Raw genomic sequence first — 12841 nt, 5'->3', positions numbered from 1 at the left:
GCATTGTAGTCGTCCTGACAGGTAATACCAGTTAAATCCATGGCAAATAGCCCGCCACGGGCGCCACATCAAAAAACCATAAAAAAATGCCCCGCACTGCGGGGCATTTTGCTCGTTACACAACCAGAGTGGAGGCTCTTTGTCCATCCATCGTATGACTGGTCGTTTATCCCGTCGCTCTCGGAGCGCACTGCTTATCCATTTCCCGATGTCACATCTTCTTCAAGATTTAGCGGTGAGCACCCTGGCGGGCCATGCCGTTATTCATTTCGGTATTACGCTGCGGCAGAAAAAACATCAGGTAACGCAGTGCCACATACCCGACGATGACGGTAGCCACCCCAAGCTCGAAGTGGGCCAGCAGTCTGATCTGCTCGACGTAGTGACTCCCTTGCGCAAACCCTTCCACCAGATGAGCCACTTTGAACAGGGCGGTGGCACCGATCACCAGCGGGAAGGTGAAGGCGGCATAACCCGGCGAGAAGGGCAGACGCAGCAGTTTGATGAAGGCCAGATAGATGATGCCGGTCATCAGGATGGCGATCCCCAACAGCACGGCCACCAGCAGCAGTGACGGCTCCTGGCTGACGGTCAGGTAACCGGCCAGAGAGAGGCTGGCAGGGGCAGCCAGAATGGCGATGGTCGGTTTGGCGGCATCCGGCACTTCATGGCTGAAGATCAGGCGATAGAGCATCAGCGGCAGCATCAGGCCGTAGCATATGATCCCGAACCAGAGCAAGCCGTTAGCCAGCGGGGCAAACTGACCACCCGGGAAGGCGACGTCAGCAACGATGATGCCCACCGGCGGCACGAACCAGCTCGGCACCATGTGGTGGATTTCAAACTCTTTGGCGCGATGCCAGATAAAGGTGGCCAGGAACAGCAGGTGAACTGCCACGGCAAATAGCCAGAGGGCCTCGCCCGCTTGCGGCGCAATCATACCCAGCGCTTTGGAGACCACCATGGTGCCCATGGCATAGGTCGGTACCACACTGCCCACCACGGGGTGAGCGAGATCCTGCAACAGCAGGCGGGGGTGAAGCAGAAACTTGAAGGTCAGGATCACCAGCAGCACGGCCGCAATGGCAGCGCCCAGCAGTTGCATCCGGCCATCGAAGTGACCGGCATTTTCCCAACACCAACCAAGGCTGGCGATGCCCAGCGCCAGACCCGCCATGGGGGTTGGGGCGGCAGCCAGTGATTTACGGGTTCTTGCGATCATGATGACACCTTTCTATTGATGACTATGGCGATAGGATAATGCCCCCTTATCGTTTACGATATCTAAATGAATTAAATCAATCATTCAGGAAAACCAAACACGATGAAACTGACCCTGCAGCAGCTGAAAGTGTTCGCCACCATTGCCCGTTATGGAAACCTTGGCCTTGCCGCCAACGAGCTCTGCCTGAGCAAGGGGGCCGTCTCCCAGTCGCTGCAGGAGCTGGAGCGCCAGCTCTCTACCCCGCTGTTTGACCGCATTCACCCCAGATTGCAGCTCAACAACGAGGGGCGCCTGCTGCAACCGGCCGCCGAAGAGCTGCTGACCCGGATGCAGGATATCGAGAACCTGTTCAGCCCCGATGCCGAGCCGAGCGGCCAGCTGCGCCTTGGTGCCAGCCAGACCATCGGCAACTACCTGCTCCCCACCCTGCTCGCCAGCAGCAAACAGGAGCTGGGGCTCCCCCCCAAGGTGACCATCAACAACACACACCTGCTCTGCCATGCGCTGGCCAACTTCGAGCTGGATATGGCGCTGATCGAGGGGGAGAACCACCACCCCGACCTGCTCGCCGAACCCTGGCTGCAGGACGAGATGCTGGTGGTGGCCCCACCCGGTCACCCGCTTGCCAACAAGAAGGAGCTCTCCCTCTCCCGTCTGGGGGGCGAGACTTGGGTATTGCGTGAAGCACAATCGGGCAGCCGCGAGCAATTTATCCAGCAGATCCAGCCCGAGCTGCCCCGCTGGCAACCAGGGCTTGAACTCAACACCCTGGAGGCGGTGATGCTGGCGGTGGAGAAGGGGCTTGGTATCTCCTTTATCTCCCGGCTGGCAGCCTCGGATCGCCTGGCAGATGGGCGGCTGATCGCCCTGCCCCTCTCCCGCCGCTTCCCGCGCCAGCTCTCCCTTATCTGGCACAAGCAGAAGTACCACTCCACCTCCCTGCGCCACTTTATCCACTTCTGCCGGGCTCAGGTGAACAATGCCGAGGTGAGCCGTGCAGAGTAACGCGCGCTCGGAGCGCCGCTGGCAGACCTGCATGCCTATGGGAAAAAAAACAGAGAGGGAGCCACGGCTCCCTCTCTTTGATTCGCTTCTGAGTATCACTTCGCCAGACTGCGCAACCAGCTGATCTCCTCGCCCCAAATGGACTCGTCTATGGTCTCGAGGATCAGCGGAATGCGATCGAAGCGATCATCATTCATGATGTGGTGGAATACCGCCTCCCCCAGATTGCCCTCCCGCAAGCTGTGATGGCGATCGACCCGGCTGCCGAAGGTACACTTGGCGCCGTTGATATGCATCCCCTTGAGATAATGAAAACCCACCGTGCGGTCGAACTCGGCAAAGACAGTGGCGCAGCTCTCGGTGGTGCGCAGATCATAACCTGCGGCAAAGGCGTGGCAGGTATCGAAACAGATCCCGACCCGGCTCTTGTCCTCCACCCCCTCGATGATGGTGGCGAGGTGCTCGAACGACCAGCCGAGGTTGGTCCCCTGCCCGGCGGTATTCTCGATCACCGCCGTCACCCCTTCACTGCGCTCCAGCGCCCAGTTGATGGACTCGCTCACCAGCTTGAGGCTGGCCGCCTCAGGGATCTGCTTGAGATGGCTACCGGGGTGGAAGTTCAGATAGCAAAGCCCCAGCTGCTCGCAGCGCTTCATCTCGTCGAGAAACGCATCGCGGGATTTGGCCAGACCATCGGGATCCGGGTGGCCCAGATTGATGAGATAGCTGTCGTGGGGCAGGATCTGCTCCGGCAGAAAACCGGCCTTGTCACAAGCCGCCTTGAAGGCACGGATGGTGGCATCCGACAAGGGGGCCGCCTGCCACTGACGTTGATTCTTGGTAAAGAGGGCAAACGCGTTGGCCCCGATGGCCTGGGCGCGGGCGATGGTATTCTCCACCCCACCGGCCGCACTGACGTGGGCTCCAATATATTTCATACAATCTCCTCGATACGGCAAGCCGCCATTATGCCGATCCAGCCCGGCCACGCCAAACCGGGATATCCGATAGCGGGTATCGACAAAAAGTGCTGCCTTAGCAAGGCGGCTGCGTTTCATGGCGCAATCGGCCTGCGCTGTAGCAACCTCTCCCCAGAAGGGATAGTTAGAGCCCATCCACGCCAGCATGGCGCCCATAAAAAAACGCAGCGTATCGCCTGAGCAATAACGCTGCGTCTTTGGGTCTCTCGGCCGTCCCCCTTGCCGTGACCCGAATGGCCAGCGACAAGGGAGCAAGAATGCGCGGGGAGAGTCGCCTCAGAAGGGCATCTTGAAGCCTGGCGGCAGTTGCATGCCACCGGTCAGTTCGCCCATCTTGGCCTTGTTCTGCTCTTCCACACGACGCACGGCATCGTTGCAAGCGGCGGCAACCAGATCTTCCAGCAGCTCCTTGTCATCTTCCATCAGGGAGGGGTCGATCTCGATGCGACGGACGCTGTGGCTACCGGTCATGGTGACCTTGACCATGCCAGCACCGGCTTCACCGGTCACTTCCATCTGAGCCAGCTGCTCCTGCGCCTTCTGCATACGCTCTTGCATCTGTTGGGCCTGTTTCATCAGGTTCCCCATTCCACCTTTACCAAACATATGTCGTCTCTCGTCTTGAAATCCGGCATCCAGCGCCGGGCTGTGGGCTTGTCTGTCCTAGATGGGGACAGCCAAACTGCTTTTCAACCGGAAGCAAGCTCCCGGCCACGGAATTTAGCGGTTGAGGGGCTCGATGCTCTCGTGATGAAGCACGGCACCAAACCGCTGAACTAAAAACTGTACGTTGGGATCCTGCTCCAGATCCCGGGTCACCTGCTCGCGCACCCCGAGATAGAGGCGGTGTTCGATCTCGAGGGGGGTCTCCTGGTCAGGCACCACACCAAGCGTCACCTCGACCTGCACCGGTTGACCCAGCGCTGGCCCAATGATCTCGGCCAGATCGGCGCGCGCCTTGTCGCTCACCAGATGGCGCTGTTCAGGCTTGAGGGTTAGCAGTACCTTGTCCCCTTCCCGCGTCATCACCGAGTTGATGGCCAACTGGCGCAGCCGCCCTCCCACCTGAGTGTGAGCGATCAACTCGGCCCAAGGGTCGCCGCAACCATTGAGCAGCGAGGAGGGGATAAGGCGAGTCGCCTCTCCCTCTTGCGGCTCGCTGTCGCTCTCGAGCTCATCCCAGTCAATGGTCTCCATCACCGGCTGAGGGGGTTCGCTCTGCATCACAGGGGCAGCAGCCACTGCCGTGATGGCAACGGGCGGCTGGGTCGCTGGGGTGGGCGTCACCGCAGGCACCCCAGCACTGCGCTCACCGGGTCGATAGCTCGGCTGTACGTCGAGATCCCAGGGGGGCAGATCGGTTGGCTGGGCCGGAGCCGTGACGGGGGCGTGGCTCATCACCGGAGTCTGCTCGGCAAAGCCCTGATTGAGGTACTCTTCGTATTCCCCGTTGTCACCCTGCGGCTCGTAACCGTCGTTATAGAGATCCACTGGCGGCAGATCATCATAGTGACCCATCGCCGGCATCCCCTGCCCGGCCGGTTGGCTGACCGGAGCTGGCTGTTGCGCTACGGTCGGTGCGGCGGCGGGCGCGACAGGACGAGCTGGCGCAACCGGCACCGCGCGCGGCGCGGGCGCCGCCGGGGCATCCTGACCACGCTGGCGGCTGCGCAACATGTTTCGCTTACCAAGCAGGCTTTGCATGCTCGATACCGCAGACACGGCTTCAGGTGCGCTAACCGGCGCGGTTGTCGGTTCGAGCGCGGGCTCGAAGGGGGCGGTCAGCGGCTCGCCACGGGAATAGTCCATATCGGCTGCGGCAGGCGCTCGATCATCAGCATCAGCAGATTGTTCGGCTGAGTGCGCTGGCACATCGGGCTGCGCATGTGGCAACGCGGGCTCGGGTTGATACCCCATGCCCGCAGCTTCGCGCAGCAGTTCATCCTGCTGGCTGAACAGCTCGGCGGCTTGCGCCTCCTCCTCGCTGTCGGCGGGGTTGCCGATGTCATCCACCATCGCAGGCAGGGAGACATCAACCGCTGGCACGGCGCCGCTGATCGGTGCCACTGCGGCCGATTCAGCGGCCGGGCGCTTTCCCGGCAAGGAGGCTACCGGCGTGGCACTGCTCGCCGCACTGCTCGTCATTGACGGGGGCAACGCAGTGAGGCTGGCCGGATGGAGGGCATCACGCCTTGGCGAGAAAGCGAGCATCCGCAGGCAGGTCATCTCCAGCGCGGTGCGGCCATCGGGAGCCCAGGGAAGATCTTTACGGCCACCCAGCACGATCTGGTAGCAGAGCTGCACCTCTTCCGGGCTCATCGCCTTGGCCAGTTGCAGCAGGGAATCGGCATCCGCCCCCTGCTCCTGCACGCTGGCAGGCAGCAGCTGCGCCATGGCGATGCGATGGAGCAAGCCTTCCAGCTCTGCGTGGAGCTGATCAAAATCGGGGCCCAGGGTGGCAATCTCGGTGATCTTGGCCATGGTCGCGGGGGCATCTTGCCGCAAAATGGCTTCCAGCAACTGGTGCAGATGGCGGTGATCGAGCGTGCCCAACATCGCCAGCACGCTGTCGAGGCGCACACTGCCGTTACCGTGGGCCAGCGCCTGATCGGTCAGGCTCAGGGCATCGCGCATACTGCCATCTGCAGCTTTGGCCAAGGCCAGCAGGGCGCGTGGTTCGAAGGGCTGCCCCTCCTGATCCAGCACCCATTCGAGCTGCTTGGCGATCTGGGTCTGATCCAGACTCTTCAGATGAAACTGCAGGCAGCGCGAGAGAATGGTAATGGGCAGCTTCTGCGGATCCGTGGTGGCCAGCAGAAACTTCACATAGGGGGGCGGCTCTTCCAGGGTTTTCAGCAGCGCGTTGAAGCTGTGACGGGACAACATGTGCACTTCGTCGATGAGATAGACCTTGAAGCGACCACGGGCCGGTCGGTACTGCACGTTGTCGAGCAGCTCGCGGGTATCTTCCACCTTGGTACGCGACGCCGCATCGATCTCCAGCAGGTCGACAAAGTTGCCCTGATCGATCTCGCGGCAGGTATCACAGACGCCGCACGGGTGGCTACTGATCCCCTGCTCGCAGTTGAGGCTCTTGGCCAGAATACGGGCGATGGTGGTTTTGCCGACCCCGCGGGTACCGCTCAGCAGATAGGCGTGATGCAGCCGTCCCTGATCCAGGGCGTTGGTCAAGGCGGTCAGCACATGTTGCTGGCCTACCACTTGTTCAAACGTATGGGGGCGCCATTTACGCGCCAGAACCTGATAGCTCATAAATCCATCATGCAGGGAAGACAGGGCATTGAGGCCGGATGCTAACACAAATGGCGGGCTGGCTGTATCGGCTATCGGTGAGAGCGGGAGGGATCGCTTGATTTTCAAACCGATGCCCGCAAGGGCACCGGTTCAATGCAGGCCCGATGCAGAGGATCGGGCCGAAGAGGCATTACTCGCCGGCCAGCTCGACCAGTGAGACCACCTTGATGCCAGCGGCAGTCAGACGGGCATCGCCGCCCAGAGACGGCAGGGAGATGATGAAGGCCGCATCTGCCACAGTACCACCTGCGCGGCGGATCAGCTTGACGGTCGCATCGACGGTACCGCCGGTCGCCAGCAGATCGTCCACGACCAGCACCTTGTCACCGGGCACGATGGCATCGGTGTGCAGTTGCAGGGTATCGGTGCCGTACTCGAGGGCATAGGACTCCTCGATCACTTCGCGCGGCAGCTTGCCCGGCTTGCGGACCGGCACGAAGCCCAGCCCCATGGCATAGGCAACCGGCGCGCCAAAGATGAAGCCGCGAGCTTCGGTGCCAACAATCTTGGTGATCCCTTGATCACGATAATGATTGGCCAGCAGATCGATGGTGGCCTTGAAGGCCTCGGCGTTCTCAATCAGGCTGGTGATGTCACGAAACAGAATGCCCGGCTTCGGATAGTCGGGAATGGTCTTGATGCTTGCTTCGATAAATTTCAGGGTTTCCGGATTCATGTGTTGACCGCTTATTTTTTTGACCCAGGGGTGGCCATTTTTTCTCAATTCCCTTCTGCGGGAAATAAAAAAGCCTGTCACGCAAAAATGACAGGCCGACTCCATAGCATTATTGCTGCAATAGCTTAGGGACTTCACTTCACCATTGCAACTGGCTCCAGCACCGGCAGACGCATTAACCAGGTGAGCAGGATCACCATTATGATAACCAGCAACCCCTTGACCCACAGCAGTGGCACCACCGCCAGCGACACCGAAAAGGTGAGCAAAATGAAGATAATGGCGCGCCGTCTGGCCTGACGACGAATGCCGCGATACTGCTGCCAATCCACGATGGGCGGGCCAAACCAGGGATGGGTCAGCAACCAGCGATGAAAACGGGGCGACGAGCGGGCAAACAGAGCGGCAGCCAGCAACATGAAGGGGGTAGTCGGCAAGAGCGGCAGCACAATGCCCACAATACCAGTGGCAAATGCCAGCCACCCGAGCGCCATCAGACACCAACGCTTCATTCCTTCTCCTTGCGTGATTTATCTCCCTCTAGCCTAACAGAGTTTGAGCGGGTGCTGACAGCGGGCCGCAACCCCACTACAATCTGCGCTCTTTTTTCTTGCCACTCTCGTCGGAAAGCCGTTATGCGCGTTATTTTGGCCCCCATGCAGGGGGTACTGGATCACCTGATGCGGGAGGTACTCACCTCCGTCAATGATTACGATCTCTGCGTGAGCGAGTTTATCCGGGTCGTCGATCAGCTGCTGCCCGCCAAGGTGTTCTACCGCCTCTGCCCTGAACTGCTGCAAGATGGCAAAACCCGCGCAGGCACCCCGGTGCGGGTCCAGCTGCTGGGGCAACACCCCGAGTGGCTGGCCGAGAACGCCTTGCGCGCCATCGAGCTGGGCTCCCCCGGGGTCGATCTCAACTTCGGCTGTCCCGCCCCTACGGTCAACAAGAGCAAGGGCGGTGCGGTGCTGCTCAAAGAGCCCGAGACCATCTATCGCATCGTCAAGGCGGTGCGCGAGGCGGTGCCCGCCCATCTGCCGGTGAGCGCAAAAATTCGTCTCGGTTACGATGACAAGGAGCTCTATCTGGAAAACGCTCAGGCGGTCTTTCAGGGGGGCGCCAACGAGCTGGCCGTTCATGCGCGCACCAAGCGTGAAGGGTACAAGGCCCCCGCCCACTGGGAGTATGTGGACGCCATTCGCCGCGCCATGCCCATCCCCGTCACCGCCAACGGCGAAATTTGGGATCACAAAGATGCCCTCGCCTGCGCCAGGGTCTCGGGTTGCGATGCCCTGATGGTCGGGCGCGGCGCCATCTCCCTGCCCAATCTGGCCAACGTGATGAAAACCGGCTGCCCGCACATGAGCTGGGCCGAGGTGCTGCAGTTGATGGTGAGCTATACCGAGCAGGATCTGGCCAGCGAAAAAGCCGACTACTACCCCAGCCGCATCAAACAGTGGTTCAGCTATCTCAAGCGGGAATATCCCGAAGCGGACCAGCTGTTTCAGGAGATCCGGGTGCTCAAAGAGACGGATCCGATCCGCGATGCCCTGCTGCAAGCAGCCAAAAGCCACGGCTAACCACGTTTAACTTGACGCATATCATCTTGATAGAGTTATCGGATCCCTATACTGCCCCAAATCTGTCGTCTGTCCTGTGGGGGATAATGTGTGTGAAATGACGCAAGCACAGTTGACTGTCTGGCGTAATCGCCTGCTGTCAGACTGGGCCCAAGTACGAGAAACGCTGATCGGTCAGCTCAAAGCCTGCCGCCGTGACGAGTGGGCCGAACAGGTCGGTCACTGCGAGCAGGATCAACTGGTGGAACTGACCAGCCGGCTGGATCTGCCGAAGGTTGAGCAGAGCGTGGCCCGCCTCAAGCGGATCGATGCGGCACTCTGCCAGATGGATCTCGGCCTCTATGGCCTCTGCTCCGATTGTGAAGAGCCGCTTTCCATCGAACAGCTGGAACAGGATCCGACCCTGCAACGCTGCCCGCGCTGCGAAGCCCGCTATCGCAAGGGATTCCACGCCCACGAACTGTGAGGGATGCACATCTGTGCATCCGCTCAACCCTCAGCACTGGTTACTCCGTCGTTCCTGTCCAATACTCACCGTATCAGCCTGTTCGAGGGTATGCGTTGTGTACAGACTCTTGTTGTTATGGTGTTTGTGTTGCCAGGCTACGGCACAGGAGTCATTGGTCGTCGGCTGGGTCGACTGGCAGCCCTTCAGTTATCGCAATGAACAACAACAGCTCCGCGGACTGGATGTGGAGCTGCTCAACGCCATCTTCCTGCGGGCCGGTTATCAGGCCAAATTCAGTGAAATGCCCTGGGCTCGCGTGTTGCACGAGCTGAAATTCGGCACGGTTCAACTGGCCATGTCAGCCAATATCACCGCCGAGCGGCAGCAATATGCCCGCTTCAGCCACCCCTATCGGGAAGAGGAGACGGCCATCGTCATCCGTCGGCAAGATGCCGATCGCTGGCGCGGGATTACCACCCTGGAGCAGTTGATCAACACCCCTGACTTTCATATCGGGGTGCTCAAGGGCTTTGATTACGGCAATACCTTCCGCCAGTTGATGGCAAGGCCCGAGCTGCAGCCCCGTTTGCAGATGCGCCTGCGGCTGGATCAGCTGCTGAAGATGTTGCAAGGGGGACGGATCCAGGGGTTTATTCTGGATCCCCACGGACTGCAGGAGTGGCAGAGTAAGGATGGCGTGCAGGACAAGCTGTATATTCTGCTGCATATCGAACAGACACCTGTTCACCTGATGCTTAGCAAAGAGAGCACCACTGAGGCGCAACTGCAGCGGATCAATCAAGCTATCGATCAATTGAAACAGAGTCCCGACTATCAGCAGATCCTCGATCGCTACCAGTTCAGATCCCTGCATTCACAGGAAAACACTCATAAGTAAGGGGAGCATCAGCTCCCCTTGCAGTCTCAAGCAAACCCAATCCTGTTTCAAACAACCCTGGTTGCAACTTGCCAGGACGTTTTGGTCACCGATAACGTGATGGGTTAAGCCTGGCTATCAGCGTCCCAGCACAATGTCGGCAAGGTGGGCGAAGTGGTGGATTTCGTGGGTGGCATCGCACTCGCCCGCTTGCCGCGCCGGGTTGTACCAGCAGGTCGCCAGCCCCTGCGCCGCCGCCCCGGCAATATCGGTTTTCGGGTTATCCCCCACCATCAGCACCCGGGCCGGATCTGGCTGCCCCATCAGGGAGAGGGTGTGCTGGAATATGGCTGGCGCCGGCTTGGTCACCCGGCTCTCGTCGGAGATCACCAGCGGCTCGAACCACTCACTCCAGCCCAGTTTGCCGAGCCGCCCCCGCTGAGGCACGCTGAAACCATTGGTGATGATCCCCATCCGCACCTTGCTGCGCAGCTCCTGCAGAGTCTCGACCACCCCTTCAAGAGGCATGCTAAGGGCAATGATCTGCTCCAGAAAGGTGTTGTTCATCGCCATGGGATCGGCGGCGACCTGCTGGGCAAAGAGGGAGAAGCGGGTCTGCTGCAACGCCGTTGCATCGATCTCGCCGTCGTTGTACTTCTGCCAGAGCCCATGGTTGAGGGCGTGATACTGCGCCATGCTGGCGTCATCAGCCTGTACGCCATAGATCTGCAAGGTGTGCATCAGCGCAGAGGCGACCGGAAAATCGAGCAGGGTTTCATCCAAATCGAACAGCACCCAGTCATAGCTTGGTTGTTTCACAGAACTCCTTGTTATCATTCAGATTGTTCAGAGGCTTGACGACCAACTCTGCCAAGCGGGCTGGCCAGCAGATCCAGCGTGAGACGCACGCCAAAGCCGGTCACTTCGCTGGAGACCACCCCATTGCCCCCCTTGTTGCGAAAACCGCTCAGGTCGAAGTGCAGCCAGGGGGTCTGCTCGGGCACGAAGTGGGCGAGGAAACGGGCCGCATCGATGTGGTCCGGCGAACTGCCCGGCGCACACTGCAACAGATCGGCCCACTCGCTCTCGATGTTGTCGTCGTAATCGTCATCAAGCGGGAAGGGCCAGATCCGCTCACCGCTGCGCTGACCCAGATTGACCAGTGATGCCATCCATTCGCTGCGATTGGTAAAGACACCGCTGTAGCGGCTACCCAGCGCCCGTTTGCAGGCCCCGGTCAGGGTCGCATAATCGAGCAGCAGATCCGGAGTATCCTGCACCGCCATCGCCAGGGTGTCGGCCAATACCATTCGCCCTTCGGCATCGGTATCGACCACCTCGATGGAGGTGCCATTGATGGCGGTCACCACCTCGCCAGGACGATAGGCATGAGGGCCGATATGGTTCTCGGCAATGGCCAGCCAGCAGTGCACCTCGTAGGGTAGCTGAGCCCGGCTGATGGCGTAGAGGGTACCGAGCGCCACCGCGCTACCCCCCATGTCCAGATGCATGCCATACATGCTGCCGGAGATCTTGAGGTTGTAACCGCCAGAGTCGTGGCAGATCCCCTTGCCCACCAATGCAATGCGGCGCACCGGCTTAGGCGGGTAGTAGCTGAGCTTGACCATGGCCCCCTGATTGTCTTCCGAGCCACGAGCAACGGCCAGAAACGCCCCCGCCCCCAACTCGGCCAGCTGCGCCTGATCATAGTGATGACACTGCCACCCCTCATCTTGCGCCAGCTTGCTGACAAACTCGCGATAGCTGGCGGCCGTCAGCTCGGAGGCAGGCAACACCGCCAGATGGCGAGCCAGCCCGTTGCCCCCCGCTTCGCTGTAGAGGCGCGCCAAGTCCAGCACCACCGCGGGTGAAACCTTGATCTGCTGGTAGCTCCAGCAGCTTGCACTGCGGCGCTTGCTGGTGGGCAACGAAATATTGACGGCAAGCAGGGCCGACAACATCACTTCGGCCAGCATCACTCGCTCGGAGGGGGAAAAACCTTCCAGATGCAGCCCGAGCCGCTCCACATTAAGCCCAGAAAGAGGAGCAATCCAGCCTCTGATCTGTTTATAGAGGCGGTGATCCCGCGTCACACTGCCGGCCACAAACATCACCTGCAACAGGGTATTGCCATGCATCAGGGTAAAGGGCGCTTTTTTCCCCAGCGCAAGCTGGGTCTGGAGACCCGCAAGGGCGGGCAGCGAAAGCAAGGACTCCTTCTGCTCTTCGGCGATCAGCAGCAGTTGCAACGGCAGCCCTAGGGCAAGGGCTTCGGCCAGCGTGGCATCCCGGCTTTCAATAGCAGGAGGAAGATAGGTGAAGGGAGTGATCACAGGCACGTGCCTCATCCATGAAGAGATACCTGATGATACCCAACAAATGGTTGATACGACCAGTTTTGGTCTTGAAAAAGCGTCAGAAATAGCAGCAATCACCAGATGGTGATGAGCATCAAGAAGGATTGTTCAATGATTGGCAATACAGGAAGGGAACGTACAGAAAGTTGGTTGCGGGGGCCGGATTTGAACCGACGACCTTCGGGTTATGAGCCCGACGAGCTACCGAGCTGCTCCACCCCGCGTCCGAATTGTCACCTTCAAGCCGAGCAGTAGCTTGGTGGCGTTTGTCTGCTTTCGACTGTTTACACAATCGCACGCTGACGAAAAAGTTGGTTGCGGGGGCCGGATTTGAACCGACGACCTTCGGGTTATGAGCCCGACGAGCTACCGAGCTGC

The 12841-nt window shown here is 60.0% G+C and carries 12 protein-coding genes and 1 tRNA gene; 4 read left to right on the top strand and 9 right to left on the bottom strand.

Annotation, left to right across the window (positions count from 1 at the left end; genetic code table 11):
• Positions 1–229: 229 nt before the first annotated feature.
• Positions 230–1222: a TDT family transporter gene (locus AB5Y90_RS09160; RefSeq protein ID WP_005352390.1), complete on the bottom strand. Its 993-nt coding sequence runs from the start codon at positions 1220–1222 to the stop codon at positions 230–232.
• A 102-nt stretch (positions 1223–1324) separates the two neighbouring features.
• On the opposite strand from AB5Y90_RS09160, the gene AB5Y90_RS09155 reads away from it, so the two are divergent.
• A complete protein-coding gene (locus AB5Y90_RS09155; protein WP_019445811.1) occupies positions 1325–2230 on the top strand; it encodes a LysR substrate-binding domain-containing protein in 906 nt (301 codons plus the stop codon).
• A 95-nt stretch (positions 2231–2325) separates the two neighbouring features.
• Here the strand turns inward: AB5Y90_RS09155 and nfo are convergent, their stop codons facing one another.
• The 5 genes from nfo to AB5Y90_RS09130 all read right to left on the bottom strand — a co-directional run bounded on the left by nfo (position 2326) and on the right by AB5Y90_RS09130 (position 7713).
• Entirely contained in the window at positions 2326–3168 is an 843-nt protein-coding gene (nfo, locus tag AB5Y90_RS09150; protein WP_236272397.1) for a deoxyribonuclease IV, read from the bottom strand.
• Positions 3169–3486: 318 nt separating this feature from the next.
• Entirely contained in the window at positions 3487–3816 is a 330-nt protein-coding gene (locus tag AB5Y90_RS09145) for a YbaB/EbfC family nucleoid-associated protein (protein ID WP_005333445.1), read from the bottom strand.
• A 114-nt stretch (positions 3817–3930) separates the two neighbouring features.
• Positions 3931–6483: a DNA polymerase III subunit gamma/tau gene (gene dnaX, locus AB5Y90_RS09140; protein ID WP_307894995.1), complete on the bottom strand. Its 2553-nt coding sequence runs from the start codon at positions 6481–6483 to the stop codon at positions 3931–3933.
• Positions 6484–6655: 172 nt separating this feature from the next.
• A complete protein-coding gene (gene apt, locus AB5Y90_RS09135; RefSeq protein ID WP_058056893.1) occupies positions 6656–7201 on the bottom strand; it encodes an adenine phosphoribosyltransferase in 546 nt (181 codons plus the stop codon).
• 134 nt (positions 7202–7335) lie between these two features.
• The gene (locus AB5Y90_RS09130; protein ID WP_064335934.1) at positions 7336–7713 is read right to left on the bottom strand and encodes a YbaN family protein; all 378 of its coding nucleotides are present in this window, start codon (positions 7711–7713) and stop codon (positions 7336–7338) included.
• Between the two features lie 123 nt (positions 7714–7836).
• Here AB5Y90_RS09130 and dusC point away from each other — a divergent pair, with 123 nt between their 5' ends.
• The 3 genes from dusC to AB5Y90_RS09115 all read left to right on the top strand — a co-directional run bounded on the left by dusC (position 7837) and on the right by AB5Y90_RS09115 (position 10127).
• A complete protein-coding gene (dusC, locus tag AB5Y90_RS09125) occupies positions 7837–8781 on the top strand; it encodes a tRNA dihydrouridine(16) synthase DusC (RefSeq protein ID WP_307894996.1) in 945 nt (314 codons plus the stop codon).
• A gap of 97 nt (positions 8782–8878) precedes the next feature.
• Complete coding sequence (locus AB5Y90_RS09120) at positions 8879–9247, top strand: RNA polymerase-binding protein DksA (protein ID WP_019445807.1); 369 nt, start codon at positions 8879–8881, stop codon at positions 9245–9247.
• Between the two features lie 154 nt (positions 9248–9401).
• On the top strand, positions 9402–10127 hold the full coding sequence (locus AB5Y90_RS09115) for an ABC transporter substrate-binding protein (RefSeq protein ID WP_307894997.1): 726 nt from the start codon (positions 9402–9404) through the stop codon (positions 10125–10127).
• A gap of 117 nt (positions 10128–10244) precedes the next feature.
• Here the strand turns inward: AB5Y90_RS09115 and yjjG are convergent, their stop codons facing one another.
• The 3 genes from yjjG to AB5Y90_RS09100 form a co-directional block, all read right to left on the bottom strand.
• Entirely contained in the window at positions 10245–10925 is a 681-nt protein-coding gene (yjjG, locus tag AB5Y90_RS09110; RefSeq protein ID WP_307894998.1) for a pyrimidine 5'-nucleotidase, read from the bottom strand.
• A gap of 14 nt (positions 10926–10939) precedes the next feature.
• Positions 10940–12439: a leucyl aminopeptidase family protein gene (locus tag AB5Y90_RS09105; protein ID WP_307896858.1), complete on the bottom strand. Its 1500-nt coding sequence runs from the start codon at positions 12437–12439 to the stop codon at positions 10940–10942.
• 171 nt (positions 12440–12610) lie between these two features.
• Positions 12611–12687: transfer RNA gene (locus tag AB5Y90_RS09100), tRNA-Met, on the bottom strand.
• Positions 12688–12841: the final 154 nt, after the last annotated feature.

Source organism: Aeromonas sp. R4-1, from assembly GCF_040908325.1.
GTDB lineage: Bacteria > Pseudomonadota > Gammaproteobacteria > Enterobacterales > Aeromonadaceae > Aeromonas > Aeromonas veronii.
The sequence above is the reverse complement of the archived record's forward strand: the minus strand, read 5'-3'. Positions and strand labels throughout refer to the sequence as shown.

What these genes read in the sequence shown, in the direction of transcription:
- AB5Y90_RS09145 (WP_005333445.1), bottom strand. Translation starts at nt 3,816, where the DNA reads ATGTTTGGTAAAGGTGGAATGGGGAACCTGATGAAACAGGCCCAACAG.
- dnaX (WP_307894995.1), bottom strand. Translation starts at nt 6,483, where the DNA reads ATGAGCTATCAGGTTCTGGCGCGTAAATGGCGCCCCCATACGTTTGAA.
- nfo (WP_236272397.1), bottom strand. Translation starts at nt 3,168, where the DNA reads ATGAAATATATTGGAGCCCACGTCAGTGCGGCCGGTGGGGTGGAGAAT.
- AB5Y90_RS09155 (WP_019445811.1), top strand. Translation starts at nt 1,325, where the DNA reads ATGAAACTGACCCTGCAGCAGCTGAAAGTGTTCGCCACCATTGCCCGT.
- AB5Y90_RS09160 (WP_005352390.1), bottom strand. Translation starts at nt 1,222, where the DNA reads ATGATCGCAAGAACCCGTAAATCACTGGCTGCCGCCCCAACCCCCATG.
- AB5Y90_RS09130 (WP_064335934.1), bottom strand. Translation starts at nt 7,713, where the DNA reads ATGAAGCGTTGGTGTCTGATGGCGCTCGGGTGGCTGGCATTTGCCACT.
- dusC (WP_307894996.1), top strand. Translation starts at nt 7,837, where the DNA reads ATGCGCGTTATTTTGGCCCCCATGCAGGGGGTACTGGATCACCTGATG.
- apt (WP_058056893.1), bottom strand. Translation starts at nt 7,201, where the DNA reads ATGAATCCGGAAACCCTGAAATTTATCGAAGCAAGCATCAAGACCATT.
- AB5Y90_RS09120 (WP_019445807.1), top strand. Translation starts at nt 8,879, where the DNA reads ATGACGCAAGCACAGTTGACTGTCTGGCGTAATCGCCTGCTGTCAGAC.